At 74.6% G+C, this 18,897-nt stretch carries 11 protein-coding genes and 1 tRNA gene; 7 read left to right on the forward strand and 5 right to left on the reverse strand.

The features are described 5' to 3' along the window. Positions 1-370: 370 nt before the first annotated feature. A tRNA-Arg gene (locus SL103_RS05700) sits at positions 371-443 on the reverse strand. 311 nt (positions 444-754) lie between these two features. Here SL103_RS05700 and SL103_RS05705 point away from each other — a divergent pair. The 7 genes from SL103_RS05705 to SL103_RS05735 all read left to right on the forward strand — a co-directional run bounded on the left by SL103_RS05705 (position 755) and on the right by SL103_RS05735 (position 10,909). After that, positions 755-2,554 carry a dynamin family protein gene (locus SL103_RS05705; RefSeq protein ID WP_079146186.1) on the forward strand — a complete coding sequence of 600 codons (1,800 nt, stop codon included), beginning with the start codon at positions 755-757 and terminating at the stop codon, positions 2,552-2,554. Between the two features lie 770 nt (positions 2,555-3,324). Continuing rightward, a complete protein-coding gene (locus tag SL103_RS05710; protein WP_432215339.1) occupies positions 3,325-5,202 on the forward strand; it encodes a YfjP family GTPase in 1,878 nt (625 codons plus the stop codon). A gap of 340 nt (positions 5,203-5,542) precedes the next feature. Further along, a complete protein-coding gene (locus tag SL103_RS05715) occupies positions 5,543-6,148 on the forward strand; it encodes a single-stranded DNA-binding protein (protein ID WP_069567673.1) in 606 nt (201 codons plus the stop codon). A gap of 241 nt (positions 6,149-6,389) precedes the next feature. Further along, positions 6,390-7,781, forward strand: coding sequence for an LAETG motif-containing sortase-dependent surface protein (locus SL103_RS05720; RefSeq protein ID WP_208870021.1), 1,392 nt, complete (start codon positions 6,390-6,392; stop codon positions 7,779-7,781). 304 nt (positions 7,782-8,085) lie between these two features. Beyond that, positions 8,086-9,750, forward strand: coding sequence for an energy-dependent translational throttle protein EttA (gene ettA / locus SL103_RS05725; RefSeq protein ID WP_069567675.1), 1,665 nt, complete (start codon positions 8,086-8,088; stop codon positions 9,748-9,750). 5 nt (positions 9,751-9,755) lie between these two features. Further along, positions 9,756-10,190: an acyl-CoA thioesterase gene (locus SL103_RS05730; protein ID WP_069567676.1), complete on the forward strand. Its 435-nt coding sequence runs from the start codon at positions 9,756-9,758 to the stop codon at positions 10,188-10,190. Continuing rightward, positions 10,187-10,909, forward strand: a complete 723-nt coding sequence (locus SL103_RS05735) for a hypothetical protein (RefSeq protein WP_069567677.1) — start codon at positions 10,187-10,189, stop codon at positions 10,907-10,909. Before SL103_RS05730 ends, SL103_RS05735 begins: the two co-directional genes overlap by 4 nt. 82 nt (positions 10,910-10,991) lie before the next feature. On the opposite strand, the gene SL103_RS05740 is transcribed toward SL103_RS05735, so the two are convergent. The 4 genes from SL103_RS05740 to SL103_RS05755 form a co-directional block, all read right to left on the reverse strand. Next, positions 10,992-12,038 carry an ABC transporter ATP-binding protein gene (locus tag SL103_RS05740; RefSeq protein WP_069567678.1) on the reverse strand — a complete coding sequence of 349 codons (1,047 nt, stop codon included), beginning with the start codon at positions 12,036-12,038 and terminating at the stop codon, positions 10,992-10,994. Then, positions 12,035-14,770 carry an FtsX-like permease family protein gene (locus SL103_RS05745; RefSeq protein ID WP_069567679.1) on the reverse strand — a complete coding sequence of 912 codons (2,736 nt, stop codon included), beginning with the start codon at positions 14,768-14,770 and terminating at the stop codon, positions 12,035-12,037. Before SL103_RS05745 ends, SL103_RS05740 begins: the two co-directional genes overlap by 4 nt. Positions 14,771-14,801: 31 nt before the next feature. Then, positions 14,802-18,260, reverse strand: coding sequence for an ABC transporter permease (locus tag SL103_RS05750; protein ID WP_069567680.1), 3,459 nt, complete (start codon positions 18,258-18,260; stop codon positions 14,802-14,804). Positions 18,261-18,452: 192 nt separating this feature from the next. After that, positions 18,453-18,857 carry a globin gene (locus SL103_RS05755; RefSeq protein ID WP_069567681.1) on the reverse strand — a complete coding sequence of 135 codons (405 nt, stop codon included), beginning with the start codon at positions 18,855-18,857 and terminating at the stop codon, positions 18,453-18,455. Positions 18,858-18,897: the final 40 nt, after the last annotated feature.

The following is an 18,897-nucleotide window of genomic DNA, read 5'->3' on the forward strand; positions in this document are numbered from 1 at the left end:
GTCGCGGAGCCGGATGACGATCGCTGCAACGGTGAGGGCACCGTTGGAGATGCAGTCCCGTTTGCTGTACCTGCTGGCCACTGCGCGGTACTGCTTCCATGTGTTGACGCATCGCTCGACGGCACGGCGGTGGCTGTGGTGGAGCTGGCGCCAGGCCCGCCCGATGTCCTGCCGGCCGGGCGGGGTCGGCCCAGTGGGCCCGCCGAATCTGCGGGAAGTCTTCGGGAAGAACAGCCGCCGCAACCCGCCCCGGACCGGTTCCAGCCGGACGGATCCACCTCCTCGCTCCCCGGCGTCCGACAGTCCGGCGAGACCGCCAAACATCACCTGACCAGCAAAAAGACCCTCCCGAAGGAAGGGTCTTGGAGAGCGCCCCCGGCAGGACTCGAACCTGCGGCCAAGTGCTTAGAAGGCACCTGCTCTATCCACTGAGCTACGGGGGCCGGGTGTGGACGTGGATCACGGACCGCGGACAAGGATAGAGGTCCGGGTGCCTCGTCCCGGTTGCTTCACCTCCGTGGCACGTTGTGGAGGTTCGGTGAAGCGGTCCCGATAATCGCAGGCAGGTACGAATCCTGCACCGCTTTTGACGTCTCGCGCCTCGGGTGTTGTGCACTCGTTATGCCTGCGTCTCACTTGTCGCGATCGTCCCATGGGTCACTTGTCCCGTTCTGTAGGGGTTCTTGCGGCGCACACGAGGGGTTATACGCTTCAAAAAGCCAACGAAATTGGGCATTCTTCACATGTGGCGACCTTGGACGTACGACCCCGGCTGATCGACGCACTGTCCGTTCTGCGCGACCGCGTCGATGCCGCACGCTTTCCGCTGCCACTACGGGGCGCTGCCCGTGCCCGGCGCAACCGGGACGAGCTGCTCGCCCAGCTCGACGACTATGTGATTCCCCGGCTCAGGTCACCTAAGGCCCCGCTGCTCGCCGTCATCGGCGGGTCCACGGGGGCGGGCAAGTCCACCCTGGTCAATTCGCTGGTCGGCCGGCGGGTGTCGGAGGCCGGGGTGCTGCGCCCGACGACGCGTACCCCGGTGCTGGTCTGCCATCCCGAGGACGTCCACTGGTTCTCCGGGCCCCGGGTGCTGCCGCAGCTCACCCGGGTGTGGGTTCCCGAGCAGGACGACGGGGGCGCGGGCGAGGGGGAGTACCCGTGTGCGGCTCCTCCCTTCGGGAGCTACGGCCGTGGGGGTGAGACCGGTGGGGCGGGGTCGCTCACGGTGCGGATCGAGGCGGATTCCGCGCTGCCCAGTGGCGTGGCCCTGCTGGACGCGCCGGACATCGATTCGCTGGTCGCCCGCAACCGTGAGCTGGCCGCGGAGCTGATCTGCGCCGCTGACGTATGGGTGCTGGTCACCACGGCCGCCCGGTACGCGGACGCGGTGCCCTGGCATCTGCTGCGTACGGCCAAGGAGTACGACGTCACGCTGGTGACCGTGCTGGACCGGGTGCCGCACCAGATCGCCACCGACATCTCAGGCCGGTACGCGGAGCTCCTGCAGCGGGCCGGCCTCGGCCACGTCCCGCGGTTCACCATTCCCGAGCTGCCCGAGTCGGCCGGCGGCGGGAGCGGGCTGCTGCCCGCCACGGCTGTCGCGGCGCTGCGGGACTGGCTGGAGCGGCACGCCAAGGACCCCGTCGCACGCGCCGCCGCCGCGGAGCGTACGGCGGCCGGCGTGATCTCCTCGCTGCGCAGCCGGCTCCCCGCGCTGGCCGGGGCGGCCGCCGCCCAGCACGCCGCGGCGCTGCGGCTGGCCGGGCGGGTCGAGGAGGCGTACGAGCTGGCCGGTGGGCGGGTGCGGCGGGAGGTCGCGGCCGGTGAGGTGCTGTCCGGTGATGCGCGCGCCCACTGGCGGGACCACGGGATCGGTGGCCGATCGGACGAGCTGCTCGACGCCCTGACCCAGGGGCTCACCGCGCTGCTGGCCTGCGCCGTGGAGGAGGCCGACGAGCGGGCCGCGGAGGCATGGCGGCGCGATCCGGCGGCCGCGGAGGTGGCGTTGACGGCGGCCGCGGGTGCGGCGGGCGCGGGTGAGCGGCTCGGCGTGATCGTGCGGCGCTGGCGGAGGTGCCTGGAGGAGCTGGCCGAGGAGGAGATCCGCGAGGCGCGGGCCGGGCAGGCCGGGGAGCGTCTGGGTTCCGTGGAACCGGAGGACGCGGCGGCGCTGTTGGCCGCCGCACTGCTCGGCGGACGGCGGGCCCGTACGGCGGGCGAGAACCTGGCCGATCTCCTGGGGGCCCAGACCGCGCTACGGCTCTGCGAGCGGGGTGGCCGGCTGCTGGCCACGTATCTGGAGCGCGCGCTGGACGGTGAGCGGGAGCGGCGGCTGGCCCCCCTGGACCAGCTGACCGTCCCGCCGGAACAACAGGCCGAACTGATCGCCGCGCTGTCCGTATTGCAGCGGGAGCGGCAGGCGGAGCAGGAGGGAGCCCAGGGGAGGGGGATGGGGGCGGTGGTGCGGGCACCGTCGGGGGCCGGCCGCCCGAGGTTCGGGCCGGGGTTGGGATCGGGACTGGAACTGGCAAAGGAGGAGGTCTCGGGGTGAGCGGTTACGAGGTGACCGGGACGGGTGGAGGAGGGGAGGCGGCAGCGACGGGTGAGGTGGCGATGGACGAGGCGACTGCGGGTGCGAGGGCTGTGGGTGAGGAGGCCGTGGGCGAGGCGGCTGCGGCTGCTGGTGAGGGAGGTGTGCCGGCGGCGGCGGGTGCGGAGTCAGAGGGGAACGAGGACTTTGAGAGGGGAGCGGAATCGGGTGGCACATGGGATGACGGGTTAATCGCGCGAAGGGTGAGGGGCGGGCAGCCCAAAGGGGAGGGCAGGGCGCGGGCGGAAGGCGTGTTTGGAGAGTCGGGTGGGGCTAGCGCAGAGGGTGTGGCTGAGGTTCGTACGGGGGCGGCCGTGCGGCAGGGTGTGAGTGGGGCGGGAGTGGAACCGTCGTCCGTGGCGACGCCCGCGGGCGGGACGGCAGGCGGTCAGGAAGCGGGTGACGCTTCATGCGGAGTGCCGTACCAAGGGCCGTGCGCAGGAGCAGGCGGCGAGCCGAGCGCAGAGTTCTACGGGGAGTCCTACGCGGAGTCGTGCGCGGAGTCGTGGGGCGACCCACGCGTCGCGTCGCGGGCCGTGTCGCACGCAGCGTCACTGCCGGTGTCGCACGCAGCCTCACGCGGCGCCTACCCCGCCGCCTCGTACGGACCACGTGGCGCCTCTTTCGGGGAGTCCCGCACCGGATCGGACGGAGCGTCTCCCGGAGGGTCGTACGGCGCGTTCCGCCCCGCCGGCTCAGGTGGAGACAGTGGCCCGGACGCAGGCACGGGCATGGGCACGGGCTGTGGCACCGGCGGCGGTTCGGGCGCCGGCGCGGGCACCGGGTCCTGGGGCGCAAGAGGAGGTGAGGCGTCGCAGAGTGATGTGGAGGCGCTGATCCAGCCGCGGGGGCCGTTGGACGTGGAACGTGGCGGCGGCGGGTACCGCTGGGTCGCGGACGGGGGGCGGCGGGCCGTGTCGGGTGGCTTGCGGGGGCGGCTGGAGGCGCTGCGGGAGCTGATCGCGCTGTCACGGTCCCGGTTGGACGGGCGGATGCTGGAGACCGCGGGACGGGTGCTGGAGGTGGCGGACGAGCGGTACCGGCTGTCCGGCGAGCACACCGTGGTCGCCCTCGCGGGTGCCACCGGCAGCGGCAAGTCGTCGCTGTTCAATGCGCTGGCGGGGGCGAACCGTTCGCAGGTCGGGCCGCGGCGGCCGACGACCGCCGAGCCGGTGGCGTGCGTCTGGCCCGGGGGCAGACCGGGCGCCGAGGGGCTGCTGCGCAGGCTGGGTGTGCCCGCGCACCGTCGCCACGTACCTGCTGACGGCAGCTCCGACCTGCGCGGACTCATCCTGGTCGATCTGCCCGACCATGACTCGTCGGCCATCGAACACCGCGCCCAGGTGGACCGGATGCTGGAACTGGTGGACGCGGTGATCTGGGTGGTGGATCCGGAGAAGTACGCCGACGCCGTGTTGCACGAGCGGTATCTGCGGCCGCTGGCGGGCTACGCCGAGGTGATGTTCGTCGTCCTCAATCAGGTGGACCGGCTGCCCGGGGACGCCGCGGACCAGGTCGTGGACGATCTGCGCCGGCTGCTGGACGAGGACGGGCTGGCGCTCGGCGAGCACGGGGAGCCCGGGGCCGCGGTGCTGGCGCTGTCCGCCGCGACCGGCAAGGGCGTGGGGGAACTGCGCGAGGCGCTCGGTCAGTTCGTCGCGGAGCGCGGCGCCGCGGACCGGCGGCTGGCCGCCGACGTGGACGCGGCCGCCGAGCGGCTGCGGTCGGTGTACGTGGCCCGGAGCCGGGTCGGGCTGACGGAGCGGGCGCGCGCGGAGTTCGACAACCGGCTGGCCGACGCGGTCGGCGCGGTGGCCGCCGGGCGCGCGGCGGAGCGCGACTGGCTGCGGTACGCCGAGCGGGCCTGCGGGTCACCGTGGGCGCGGATGCGGGGGCGGCGCGGAGGTCCTCGACGGGGGCGCCGGCAGCGTACGGGCGGCTCGTCGCCGGTGCTCCTGGGGACCGAGGGGGCGGTGGGGGCGGTGGGGGCGGTGGGGGCAGGGTCGGCGGCCTCGGCGGTATCGGTGGCGCCGGCGGGTTCCGGTGCGGGCGGCGAGGCGGCGATGGACGGGCGGGCGGCGGCGCGCCCGGTGGTGGAGCAGGCCGTACGGGCCGTGGCGGGTGAGGCGGCGCACGGGTTGCCGGCGCCCTGGGCGCAGGCCGTGCGCGAGGCGGCGGACCGGGGCGCGTACGGGCTGCCGGAGGCGCTGGACAAGGTGGCGGCCGATTCCGAGGAGTCGCTACGGGGCGGACCGGCCGTGAAACCGCGGTGGTGGACGGTGGCCGCCGCACTGCAGGGGCTGCTGTCCGTACTCCAAATGGTGGGCCTGCTGTGGCTGTTGGGCGCGGTCACCGGCGTGGCCGACGCGTCGGCCTGGGTCTCCGGATTGCTGCCCGCGGCGGTCGGCTCGGTGGGCGGGCCGGCGTTGTCATGGATGTGCCGGGTGGTGGCGCGCGGACCCGCCAGGCGGTACGGGCAGGACGCCGAGCGGCGGTTGCGCGGCGCGGCCGCGGGCTGCGGGCGGGCGCGGGTGCTGGAGCCGGTCGCCGCCGAACTGTTGCGTTATCGCGAGGTCCGGGAGCAGTACGCGGTGGCGTCGGGGGTGTGAGGGCCGGGGTGTGAGGGCCGGGGGGTGAGGGCCGGGGGGTGAGTCCGGTGTGCGGGCCGCGCGGCGGGTACCGGAGGGTACGAGCCGCGCGGCCTTCCCCTTCCGGCCCCGCGTTCTCCCTCCCGGGCCGTCTCCAGGTCCTCTCCCGCTCCTCTCCGGGCCACCACCGGCCCCCTCCAGCCCCCTCCGGCCCCCTCCGGCCCCCCTTCCGGGTGGCGCGGTTGTCCACATGCGGCCGGCCGTCCACAGGCCCCGGCGCACTGCGTCGGATCGGTGCAGCATGAGGTCAACGCGGCGCGAGCGGCAGGGGCGAGCGCGCAGGACGGGGGAGGCGTGTTCCGTGAACGACACGATGGTGACGCTGGTGGGGAATGCCGCCACGGCGGTGGAGCACCGGCAGACCACGGCGGGGGTGACCGTGGCGAGGTTCCGGCTGGCGGCGACATCCCGGCGGTGGGACAAGGCGCAGGAGCGCTGGACGGACGGGGAGACGAGTTTCTACACGGTCCGGTCCTGGCGCGGACTCGCGGACAACGTCGCCGCATCGGTCGCGGTGGGCGAACCACTGGTGGTGCAGGGGCGGTTGCGACTCCGGGAGGGCGAGCAGCCTCCGGAGCGCGGGGGACAGCGGTGGTTCTCGGCCGAGGTCGACGCCGTCGCGATCGGCCACGATCTCTCGCGCGGTACGGCGGCGTTCCGCCGCGTGGTGCGCGCGGCGAGGGCGACGGCCGACTTCGTCCCGGATGCACAGCGGCGGTCGGACGGCCCGGAGCAGGAGCAGGAATCGACGCAGCCGCGGTCCCCGTCGGCGCAACGGCCGCCGCCGGCAAGGAGCTTGAGCGCCCCGGTGGAGGTGGACGCGAGGGGAGGGAGAACGGCGGTGCCGGTCGGGGAGGAGGGTGCGTCGAGCGGGGGCAATTCGCCCAAGAAGGTGTCAGTGCCCTGAAAGCCACCGGCGATTTATCGATAATGCCAGGTCAGGGTGACGGGCATCGATAACGATTGCGATTCGGATCGCTTATGGGAGGCCATTACTGGGGACCCTGATGCGCCTGCTCCATAAGATCCGACGAGTACTCACGGGGGCTCACGGGGGCTGACGTTCGGCTGTTGAGTTCTTTGGGATCTTTCGGCGAGGCGAGTACCCCACCCGACCGCCTCGCCCAGAGGGGAAATTCATGCTTTCCATGAAGGGGCGGGGCGCAGCCCGCCTTGCCGCCGCGGTCGTGGCCTCTGGCCTGGTCGCGGCGGGCGCAATAGCCACCGCGGGAACTGCCGCGGCGGACGAGACCACCCCGGCTCACGGGGGCGCCACCGCCACGCTCGGTGGACTGAAGACGTTCGACCAGGCGGTCGTGCACAGTGACGGCGGGGACCAGCGCGTCGGCGCCGGGCTCTTCGAGATGTCGGTCGACAACGGCGGCACGCTCCAGACGTACTGCATCGACATCCACAACCCGACGCAGCAGCAGGCCAAGTACCAGGAAGTGCCCTGGAGCGCCTCGTCGCTGCACAACAACGCGGACGCCGGCAAGATCCGCTGGATCCTGCAGAACTCGTACCCGCAGGTGAACGACCTGGCCGCGCTCGCCTCCAAGGCCGGTGCCGGGAACCTCACCGAGAAGACCGCCGCGGCCGGCACCCAGGTCGCGATCTGGCGCTTCTCCGACCACGTCAAGGTGGACGCGGTCGACCCGGCGGCCGAGAAGCTCGCCGAGTACCTGGAGAAGAACGCGCAGAGCGTCGCGGAGCCCAAGGCGTCCCTGACGCTGGACCCGCCGGCCGTCTCCGGCAAGTCCGGCGGCAAGCTCGGCCCGGTCACCGTGCACACCAACGCCGACAGCGTGACGATCTCCCCGGCGGCCGGCGCGCCGGCCGGTGTGAAGGTCGTCGGCAAGGACGGCAAGCCGGTCACCAGCGCCGCCGACGGCACCCAGCTGTTCTTCGACGTGCCGAAGGGCACCGCGGACGGCAACACCTCGCTGACCGCGCAGGCCGCCACCAAGGTCCCGGTCGGCCGTGCCTTCACCGGCATCGGTGAGCACGCCAAGAGCCAGACCCAGATCCTGGCCGGCTCCAGCGAGTCCACGGTCTCCGCGGCCGCCACGGTCTCCTGGAAGAAGCAGGGCGCCATCCCGGCGATCACCGCCGAGAAGAACTGCGCCAAGGGTGGCGTGGACGTCACCGCCAGCAACAAGGGCGACGAGGCGTTCCGCTTCCAGCTGTCCGGCAAGGACTACGAGGTCAAGCCGGGCGCGTCGCAGACCGTGACGGTGCCGGTCGGTGAGGACCAGCCGTACAACATCACGATCACGGGTGCGGGCGGCTTCAAGAAGTCGTTCACCGGCGTGCTGGACTGCAAGACCGCCGGCAGCGGCGGCGGCAAGCCCTCCTCGAAGCCCAGCCCGGCGTCGGTCGGCGGGAGCACCACCGGTGGCGGCCACGGCACCGACCTCGCCGAGACCGGCTCCAGCAGCGCCACCCCGATGATCGCGGGCGTCGCGGTCGTCCTGGTCGTGGTCGGCGGTGCCGCGGTGTTCTTCCTCCGCAAGAAGAAGGCCGGCACCCCCGCGCAGTGACGCGCACCTCGGCGGCACCCGGCGCGGTGCCCGCAGTACCCGCAGTACCGCAGTACCCGCAGTAACCATCGGCGAGCGCTCGTGACCTCAGGGTGAGCGAGCGGTCGCGGTGGGAACACCCCGTGGCCCCGGAGCGTTGTGTCGCTCCGGGGCCGCTGGCGTCCGTCCCTTGGCACGCGTTTCCTTCCGGGGCTGGACGTACGGCAAGATGGGGTGTATCTGCCCTCCTCCGGCCTCGGCGCGCGGTGGCACCGGGCGGCGGCGCACACGACTCTGATCGATCCAATCTGGCGGACGGTTTCTCTTGGCTGAGTACATCTACACGATGCGCAAGACGCGCAAGGCGCACGGCGACAAGGTCATCCTTGACGACGTGACGCTGAGCTTCCTGCCGGGCGCGAAGATCGGCGTCGTGGGTCCCAACGGCGCCGGTAAGTCCACGGTGCTGAAGATCATGGCCGGTCTGGAGCAGCCGTCGAACGGTGACGCGTTCCTCTCCCCGGGCTACACCGTCGGCATGCTCCTCCAGGAGCCCCCGCTGGACGAGTCCAAGACGGTCCTGCAGAACGTGCAGGACGGCGCCGCCGAGATCATGGGCAAGCTCCACCGCTTCAACGAGGTCGCCGAGCTGATGGCGACCGACTACTCGGACGCGCTCATGGAGGAGATGGGCAAGCTCCAGGAAGACCTCGACCACGCCAACGCGTGGGACCTGGACACCCAGCTGGAGCAGGCCATGGACGCCCTCGGCTGCCCGCCCGGCGACTGGCCGGTCACCAACCTCTCCGGTGGTGAGCGCCGCCGCGTCGCGCTGTGCAAGCTGCTGCTGGAGGCCCCCGACCTGCTGCTCCTCGACGAGCCCACCAACCACCTGGACGCCGAGTCCGTGCAGTGGCTGGAGCAGCACCTGGCCAAGTACCCCGGCACCGTCGTCGCCGTCACCCACGACCGGTACTTCCTCGACAACGTCGCGGGCTGGATCCTGGAGCTCGACCGCGGCCGTGCCCACGGCTACGAGGGCAACTACTCCAAGTACCTGGAGACCAAGCAGACCCGTCTGAAGGTCGAGGGCCAGAAGGACGCCAAGCGTGCCAAGCGTCTGAAGGAAGAGCTGGAGTGGGTCCGCTCCAACGCCAAGGGGCGGCAGGCCAAGTCCAAGTCGCGTCTGGCGCGCTACGAGGAGATGGCCGCCGAGGCCGACAAGATGCGGAAGCTGGACTTCGAGGAGATCCAGATCCCGCCGGGCCCGCGTCTGGGCAACATCGTCGTCGAGGTCGACAAGCTCAACAAGGCATTCGGCGAGAAGGTCCTCATCGAGGACCTCAGCTTCACCCTGCCCCGCAACGGCATCGTCGGCGTCATCGGCCCGAACGGCGCCGGCAAGACCACGCTGTTCAAGATGCTCCAGGGCCTGGAGACCCCGGACTCCGGCGACATCAAGGTCGGCGAGACCGTCAAGATCTCCTACGTCGACCAGAGCCGCGAGAACATCGACCCCAAGAAGACCCTGTGGGCCGTGGTCTCCGACGAGCTGGACTACATCAACGTCGGCCAGGTCGAGATGCCCTCGCGCGCCTATGTGAGCGCCTTCGGCTTCAAGGGCCCGGACCAGCAGAAGCCGGCCGGTGTGCTCTCCGGTGGTGAGCGCAACCGCCTCAACCTGGCGCTCACCCTCAAGCAGGGCGGCAACCTGCTGCTCCTCGACGAGCCGACCAACGACCTCGACGTCGAGACCCTGTCGTCGCTGGAGAACGCGCTGCTGGAGTTCCCCGGCTGCGCCGTGGTCGTCTCCCACGACCGCTGGTTCCTCGACCGCGTCGCCACGCACATCCTGGCGTACGAGGGCGACTCCCGCTGGTTCTGGTTCGAGGGCAACTTCGAGTCGTACGAGAAGAACAAGGTCGAGCGCCTCGGCGCGGACGCGGCCCGCCCGCACCGTGCCACGTACAAGAAGCTCACCCGGGGCTGACCGACGTGCGCCACCTCTTCTCCTGCCCCCTGCGCTGGTCCGACATGGACGCGTTCGGCCATGTCAACAACGCGGTGTTCGTCCGCTACCTCGAAGAGGCGCGGATCGACTTCATGCGCCGGCTGGCGCCGGGGGGCGGCAGCCCGTCGTTCACGGGCGGTTCGGTCGTCGCCCGGCACCAGATCGACTACGTGCGGCCGCTGGTCCACCGGCCGACGCCGGTGACCGTCGAGTTGTGGGTGACGAAGATCAGCGCCGCGTCGATGACGGTCGCCTACGAGGTCAAGGACGACGAGGCGCTCTATCTGCGGGCCTCGACCGTCGTCGTGCCGTACAACTTCGCCGAGGAGCGTCCGCGCCGCCTCACCGCGGAGGAGAAGGCGATCCTCAAGGAGTACCTCGACGACGCCGCGCACCAGGAGGGAACCGCCGCGGTATGACCGCGCTGCACCTGGCCGACGGCGGGGAGGCGGCGGACCTCGCCGCCTTCCTCGCCCGGCTGATCCACTACGACCGCGCCGCGACGGTACGGCTGCAGGCCGGCGGCGGGGTGCTCGCCGTCTTCGGCCGCCCGCCCTCGTTCGAGGTGCTGGCGATCCGTACCGCCCGGCTCGCCGAGGACACCCCCCTCGACATCACCGTCTCGGCCGGTGAGCTCCTCGAAGGGATCGAGGAGTCGCGGGGGGCGCTCACCGTGCCCGCTTCCGTGACCGGCCCGCCGTGGACCGGGCTGCTGCCGCCGCGCGGCGGCTGGCAGCGGGTGCCCGGGCTGCCGGCGCCCGAGGCGCTGACCCGGGCGGTGGCCGCCGCGGTCGCCGAGTTCCGGGCCCGCGACGAGGCACTGCCGCCCCAGCACCGCACCCGCGCCGAACGGGACCGCATCGGCCGGGAGATCTGGTCGCGCACCCTCGGCGACACCCTCCTTCCGCTGCGCGCCGCGCACGCCGCGCAGTCGCTGGGCTTCCTCCGTCCGGTGCGGGCCGGGGCGCTCACCGCGGGCGGCGGCGGGCCCGCCGCACCGGTGCAGGCCCCGCCGCTGAGCCTGTTGTCCGCGGGCGGCTGGCTGCGACTGAGCACCCCGTACGGGTCGATCGCCGTACGGACCGGGGGCCCGGCCGGGCTCACCGGGCTGTCGGGGCTGACGGTCACGCCGGTCTGAGCCGCCGCACACCCGGCCGCGCCGCCGCACGACCGCCCGAGCCGGGTGCCGGGCGGTGCGCTCGCGGGGCGCGGGGCCGTGCTCAGGCGCCGTGCGCGGTCCCGGCCGGCCCGTCGCCGTCCCCCTCGGTTGCCGCGCCGTCCGCGGTGGGGTCCGGCCACACCCCGATGTGATCGCTCTCCAGCTCCAGCAGGACGCGGTGCGCCATGCCCAGGCTGCTGGTGTAGTCGGCCGGCAGTTGGAGCCGGCCCGCGCGGTCGAGCATCGCGTATTCGCGGGCGACCAGGGATTCCTGGCCGGTCGCGGCGTCCCGTTCGGTGCGCCGCAGCACCTCCGACGATGTCCGTCCGTCCCGGATGGCGACCGTGCGCCGGACCTCGTCGGCGACCGCCTGGTCATGGGTGACGATCACGATCGTGGTGCCCAGCTCCTCGTTGGCGGTGCGGAAGGCCGTGAAGACCTGCTCGGCGGTGTGGGAGTCCAGCTCGCCGGTCGGCTCGTCGGCCAGCAGGACGGACGGATTGTTGGCCAGCGCCACCGCGATGGCGGCGCGCTGCTGTTCGCCGCCGGAGAGCTGGTGCGGACGGCGGTCGCGGCAGTGGTCGAGGGCGAGCATCGACAGCAGCTCGTCGGCCGCCTTCGCCCGGGCCGCCCGGCGCCGGCCGCCGCGCAGCTGCATCGGCAGCGTGACGTTCTGCGCCGCGGTCAGGTACGGCAGGAGGTTGCGCGCGGTCTGCTGCCAGACGAAGCCGACGACGTCCCGCCGGTAGCCGAGCCGGGCCCCGGCGTCCATCGTCAGCAGATCGCGGCCGGCGACCCGGGCGGCGCCCGCGGTCGGCACGTCCAGACCGGCCAGGATGTTCATCAGCGTCGACTTGCCGCTGCCGGACGCCCCCACCAGTGCCATCAACTCGCCCTCGGCGACGAGGAGATCGAGTCCCTGGAGCGCCTGGACCTCGACACCGTCGGTGGTGAAGACGCGTACCAGGCGGTCGCAGACGATCAGCGCGTCGTGTCCGTAGGCGGGGCGCCGGCGGTTGGACGCGGCACGCCGCTCCAGTTCCGCGAGGGACGGTTCCCCCGGAGCGGGCCGCGGCCCGCCGGTCCCGGGCTGTCTTCCGGTGGTCACGGTCGTTCCCCCATCCTCAACTCGGCGCTCTCACGCCGTCGTTCGCTCAGCCATGCCTGGGCCAGGGCCACCACCAGTGCCAGTACGACCACGCCCGCCGACGGCAGCAGCAGGGACGCGGCATCGGTGCGCAGGCGTACGGCGCCGAGCGGGCCGCCGCCCGGTGTGCCGGACAGCGCGAGCGGGGCGAGGTCCGTCCCGGCGCTCAGCAGCCGGATCGTGACGGCACCGACCAGCGCCCCGCCGCCCGCGGCCAGCAGCGCCTGCGGCAGCGCCTCCAGGACCATCAGCCGCCGCCCGTGCCCGGGTGGCAGGCCCATCGTGCGCAGTCCGGCCAGGAGTTGGGTGCGCTGCGGGGCGGCCTGGAGCAGGGAGAGCAGCAGGGCCAGCAGCGCGAAGCCGGCGCCGGCCACCACGGCCGCGGTGTAGAGGCGTTCCGCCCCCTGCTGGAGCGGCGAGTCGGCGAGTGCCGCGCGTTCCGCGGAGCGCAGCGCGAGCCGGAGGGGTGGCCCGGCGGACGGGGTGTGGGCGCGGACGGCGGCGCGCAGCGCCCCGGCGTCCAGGGAGTGGCCGGACAGCAGCAGGAGGGTGGGGCCGTTGGCCGGCTCGGCGTAGGTGTCCGGGTGGAGCCGGGCCACGCTGCGGGCGTTGAGCAGCACGAAGTCGCCGCCGGGCTGGGCGGGGGTGTCGGTGCGGACGGCCGTGGGGCGGATGACGAGCTGGCCGAACTCCGGCTGCAGCGCCATCGGCGCGCGCCCGAAGCGGGCCAGGACGCGGGGCGAGACGATCGCGGGCAGCGGCCGGTCCCCGCCGGGGTCGGCCAGTTGTGCCGCGGAGAAGGCGCCCAGACCGGTGGCACGGGCCAGCCGGGAGTACGCCGGGGCGTCGGCGATGACCAGATAGAGGGGCGGACCGCCGTCGTCGGCCGCCTGCACGGAGAGGCGTACCGGAACCGCGTCGTCGACGCCCGGCACCGCCGCGACGGCCCGCCGGAGGGCGGCCGGGAGCGGCTTGTCGGCGGACACCCGGGCCTCCGCGCCGACCGCGGTCAGCGCCGCGCGGTCGCGCGCGGTGGCGATCCCGGCGAGCACCGAGCCACCGAAGGACGCCGTGGTCAGCGCCACCAGGAGGGCCAGCAGCGGCAGTCCGGCGGTGGCCGGGGCGCGGCCCGCGCGGGCCAGCGCGAGAAAGCCGGTCAGCCCGGTGGTGCGGGCGGCGGGCCGGGCCGCCAGGCGCAGCGGGAGCGGGTAGAGCCGCAGCAGGACCAGGGCCGCGATCACCCCGATCAGTACCGGCGCGGCGCTGACCAGGGCGTCCACCCCACCGCCGGCGGCCGTGCTGCGGCGGCGCAGCGCGACCACCGCACCGGCCGCCAGGACCAGCACGGTCAGCTCGGCGACCGTACGCCGCCGGGAGGGGCGGGCGGTCGCCAGGTCGGCGCGGGCGGCGGGGCGCGGGCGGCGGTGTGCGGCGGCGGCCCGCAGCGGCAGCGCGAGCGTGCCCAGCAGCCCGGTGCCGGCCGCCGCCAGCAGCGAGGGCAGCACCCGTTCGCCGGGGACGACGAGGAGTGCCAGCCCGCCGCCGGCGGCGGCCGCGGGCAGCGCCACCGCCCCGGCCTCCGCGGCCAGTTGGCCCGTCAGGCCGGCCAGCGACGCGCCGCGGGCCCGCAGCAGCGCCAGCTCGGGGCTCCGCCGGGCCGCGGCCAGCGCCCCGCTCATCAGCAGCACGATGCCCGCGACGGTGCCGATCCCGAACGCGGCCACCGCGATGACCGGCGCGACCGCCGCCCGCATCCGCGCGAAGCCGTCCAGCAGGCCGTCCACCGCGCTGTCGGCGAGCGCGCCGCCGCCCGCGACACCCCGTACCTTCGCGAGCGCCGCGCCGTGTTCGAGGGAGACCAGCCGGTCCCGCAGCCGCGGCGCCTCCTGGGCGGTCAGCGCGCCCGCGTCGACCGGATAGCGCCAGAACTTCTCCGGTTCGCCCTGGGTGGCCGTCAGCGCCGGCCCGTCCTGAGGGGACAGCAGCAGACCGGCGCGCCAGTACCTCTGCGGCGGTGTGCTCGCGGACACGTCCTGGCGGGCGGCGGCCATCAGCGGGTCCACGGCCCAGTACGGGCCGTCCGGTTCGCGCGGGGTGAGCAGCCCGCAGATCCGTACGGTCAGGCCCTCCAGGTGCAGTTGGCTGCCGACGCGCAGACCGAGGGTGCGTGCGGTGGACACGGTCACCGCCGCCTCGACGGTGCGCGCCCCGGAGGCCGCGCCGCGCGGCAGCCGCCCCCGGGTGGGCGTGGCGTGCCGGGCGAGGTCCGCGACCGCGTACAGCGACACGGCGGGACCCGGGCCGTCCGGCCGGGGCAGCCAGGGGTCGCGCGCGTTCAGTGCCTTGGCGGTGCGTACGCCGTACAGCGTCTGGCCGCCGGAGATCCGCAGCGGAGCGTCGAACTGCCGCCGGATCGCCCGGTCCTGGCGGTTGAGTTCCGCCGCACGGTAGGCGGCCGCGGGGTCGGCGGCGCGCACGTCGCCGCGCGCGACGGAGATCTCCAGCGTCTGCTGCTCGGGCGGCGCCGCACCGAGCGCATGGCGCACCCCACGCGTCTCGTACGCGTCCACGCCGCGCGGGAACGCCGCCGCGAGGAACGCCGTGACCAGCACCAGCGCGCCCAGCGCCAGCGCCGCCCCGCGCGCCGTCCGCAGCCGGACCGCCAGCAGGCCCGTCCGGGTGAGCGCGCTCATCGGCCTCCGCCCCTCGACAGCTTCGTCATGGTCACAACGCTCCTTGGTCGCGCAGGGCCGCGACCGGGTCGCCACCGCGCAGCCCGATGCCCGCGACGACCAGCAGCGGAACCGCCGCGACCGCCGCCAGCAGCGCGGCCACCTGGCCGGCCGGCAGCTCCACCAGCACCGGCGGCACCGGGCGGGCCGCCTCCCCGGTCAGCACGATCAGCGGGACCACCGCCCGGGTCAACACCGTCCCCAGTGCCCCGCCGACCGCCAGCGCCAGTGCGATCAGCACGCCCTGCTCGGCGGCGATCATCCGGGCGAGCTGGCGGCGCGGCGCCCCCAGGGCCCGCAGCACGGCGAACTCCCTGGCCCGTTCGCGGACCGAGCCGGCGGCGCTCACCGCGAAGCCGACAGCCGCCAGCGCCACCGCGACCGCGGCCGCCGCGGTCAGCGCGCTCCGCGGCCCGAGGCCCAGCGGGTCGTCGTGCAACTGCCGGGCGATCTCGTCGCGGACCAGGACCTGGCCGGGGTCGGTGTCCGGGCGGGCACGCAGCGCGTCGACGGCCCGCGCGGCCGCGCCGGGCTCCGGACGCAGCCACCACTCGGAGGCGGTCAGCGGCGCGGCGCCGCGCTCGGCCAGCGCCTCGTTGACCGCGCGGAAGTCGACCAGCAGTCCGCCGCCGGCGGTGGCCGCGCCGTCCGCGGGGCCCGGCAGGGCCCGTACCGCCCGGACGATCCGCGCCTTCAACTGCTGCCCGTTGACCGGCACATCGATGACCGAGCCGGCCTTCGAACCGCTGTCGCGCAGGAACGCGTCGGTGGCGACGGCGGCGAGCGGCCGCGGCGCCGGCCGCGCGACGGTGATCCGCAGCGAGGTCACCGCCGCACCCCAGTCGTCCAGCCGGGCGCCGGTGTCGTACGTCTGGGACAGCAGGCCGCCCTCGGGGACCTCGGCCCGGTCCGCCCGCGGGCCGTACGCCTCGCCCACGGAGCTGCTCCTGTCGCCGAGCTGCGTCCGCCAGGTCAGGGCGGCGGCCGGGGTGAGGGCCCGGGGTGCGTCGTGGCCGACGACGGCCTGCGCCGCGCGGACGGACAGCCGTTGGCGGTGCGAGACGTCCGACTGGTCCGTGTCGACGACCAGTCCGGTCAGCCGCAACGGGCCGGCCGGGCGGCCCGTGGGGGCGCCGGCCGCCGCGGCGAGGTCCGCGCGCAGGGTGTGCGGTCTGCCGTCGGCGGGGAGCGTGCCGAGCGGCAGGGTGACGGGGACGCCGAAGCCGTCGGTGATCTGGACGGAGAGGGTGGCGGGCACCGGCCCGGTCACGTGGCTCGCGGCGTCGTTGGCGGGCAGCTGCGGCCGGTCGGGGGCGGACCCCAGTGCCTTGAGGGAGCGCAGGGTGGCGGTCAGCCGCACCTCGCGGGTGGCGGTGGGGAGTTCCGGTCCGTCCGTGCGGTGTGCGGACGTGCCACCGGGTGCGCCGGGTGGCGCCACCGCGCGCAGCACGTCGTCCGCCGCCGCGCCCGGGGTGCCGCCCGCCCCGCCGCCCACCAGGTCGCCGCGCAGCAGCAGTGCCCCCGCCGACCGCCGTCCGTCCAGGGCGAGCAGCGAGGAGGACCGGCCGTCCGACAGGTCCAGTTCGGCCCGGCCGACGGGCAGCGCCGCGGCCACACCGGGCACCGCCGCGTAGGCGCCGCCCTGCCCCCACTGCGGAATCCTGCCGGCCAGTACGCGTACCGCCGCGCCGGCCCGGAAGTCCGCCTGGTCGTCCTGCGAGCGGTCCCAGGAGGCGCGTTGACCGATCGCCAGCATGCCCAGCGCGGTGGCCAGCACCAGCAGCAGGACGGGGCCCGCGCCGCGGTTGGCGTCTCCCCCGCTCGCACGGAGTGGGGAGCTCGGGGCGGAGCGGCGGCTGATCTGCCAGCCGGCCAGCGCCGCGGTCAGGCCGCGGCCGCGGGCCGCGCCCCGCTCGGCGATCCGGGCGGCGAGCGGCAGCAGCCGCAGGGTGAGCACCGTGCCGGCGAGCAGCGCCAGCGCCGGGGCGGTCACCAGCACCGGGTCGATGCCCAGTTGGCCGGTGGTGTCGCCGGTCAGCACCCCGTCGGCGCCGCCCGTGCCGTCGCCGGTCGTCTGCCGCTGGAGCTGCCAGTAGGCGACGCCGGCGATCACCAGCAGCCCGAGGTCCGCGCCCGTCCTGCCCCACGACCGCCACTCCGCGCGCCCGGGGGAGCCACCCGGCCGGGCCCGCCCGGGGGCGCCCGCACCGGTCCGCGACAGGGCGGGCGCGGCGACCGCGAGGGCGCAGCCCAGGGCCGCGCCGATGCCGGTCAGCCAGGTCGGGCCGGTGAGCCGGGTGTCCAGGGGCAGCCCCGTACGGGCGAGCGCGCCGCCGGCCAGCAGGCGCATCAGCGGACCGGACAGCAGCGGGGCACCGACCGCGGCCGGGGCGGCGAGCAGCAGCGACTCGGTGAGCGCGAGCCCCGCGATCCGCCACCGGGACCCGCCGCGGGCCCGCAGCAGCGCCGTCTCGCCGGCCCGCTCGGTGCTCAGCATCCGGGCGACCAGCAGCAGCGCGTAGCCGGCGAGCAGCAGCAGTTGGAGGGCCACGATCAGGATGGTGGAGCGGTTCACCAGCAGCGCCCGCCGCAGCTGCCCCAGCGCCTCGGGCAGATCGGTGCCGGCGGTGGCCTGGCCGCCGAACGCCGGGTCGGCCATCAACGCCTTGGGCGCCGGGCCGGCGGCGGCGCTCAGCGCGTTCAGCCGGTCCGCGGTCAGCGTCCGGAAGTCGGCGGTGGCGAGCCAGCCGACCGAGTCCTGCACCAGCGGACCGGCCCGGAACGCCGCCGGATCGGTGAGCAGCGGCCCGTAGGTGGTGAAGCCCAGGGTGCGCACCCCGCGCCCGCCGAGCTCGTCGAGCCGCCAGTAGGGGTCGGTGCGGTCCTTGGGCCGGTAGACGCCGGTGACCCGCACGGTCAGGCGGGCGGGGCCGGACAGCCGGTTGTCGAGGGTGAAGCGGCGGCCGGGCCCGGCACCGAGCCGGGCGGCCGCGGCCTCCGGCAGCGCGACCGGCAGTGGGCCGCGCGTGACGTGCTCCGGCCAGCTGCCCCTGACGAGGGTGAGGCGGGAGCGGTCCAGGGCCGCGAGGTGGGTGAGGTCCGGCTCGCCGTTGCGCGCGTCCGGCGACCTGAGCGAGCGGGGCAGTGCGTACGGCCCGGAGCGGGTCAGGGTGCGCACCGTGTACGGCAGTCCGGCGAAGGCCCGCCGCGCGCCCTCGGCGACCGCGCGGTCCGCGGACTCCCTCTTACCGGCGGGCAGTTGGGCCTTCACCTGGAGGGCGGCGGCCGCCGCCGAGCGGGTCCGCAGTGCCTCCCGCAGTCCGGCGTCGCCGACCGCGCCGGAGAAGGCCGCCAGTGTCGCCAGCACCGTGGTGGTCAGCAGCACCGACAGCAGCGCGGCGGCCAGCAGCAGGCGGTGCGCCCGCACCCGGAGCAGGACGAAGCCGGTCACGGTTCCCCCTGCCGTGGTCAGCACCAAACAGATGAACGGATGCTGTCAGAGACCGGGGCGTCCGGTAAGCGGTTTCCGGGGGGCCTTGACCGGATCGTGACGGGAGAGGGCCGGGATGCGACGGATGCCTGGGGGTGTGACGCGTCCCTCAGTCTGCGGGCCCCCTGGGCCCGCGCGATCCGGTGGGGCGGTTCAGTCCGCGGCGTTGACCATCGAGGCGGCGGCGTAGGTGAGGTAGTTCCACAGCTGCGTGCGGTGCTCCTCGGACAGTTCGAGGGAGTCCACCGCGTCCCGCATGTGCCGCAGCCAGGCGTCGTGGGCGGCCCGGTCGACGGTGAACGGGGCGTGCCGCATCCGCAGCCGGGGGTGGCCGCGGCCGTCGCTGTATGTACGGGGGCCGCCCCAGTACTGCATGAGGAAGAGCGCCAGCCGCTCCTCGGCCGGGCCCAGATCCTCTTCCGGGTACATCGGCCGCAGCAGCGGGTCCTCGGCGACTCCCTGGTAGAAGCGGTGCACCAGGCGGCGGAAGGTGTCCTCGCCACCGACCTGCTCGTAGAAGGTCTGCTCCTGAACCGTGCCGTGCGGATTCTCGTTCACCCGTCCATGGTGGCAGACGCTCCGGACCAGGACTCCGGTC

This window comes from Streptomyces lydicus (genome assembly GCF_001729485.1).
Lineage (GTDB): Bacteria > Actinomycetota > Actinomycetes > Streptomycetales > Streptomycetaceae > Streptomyces > Streptomyces lydicus_D.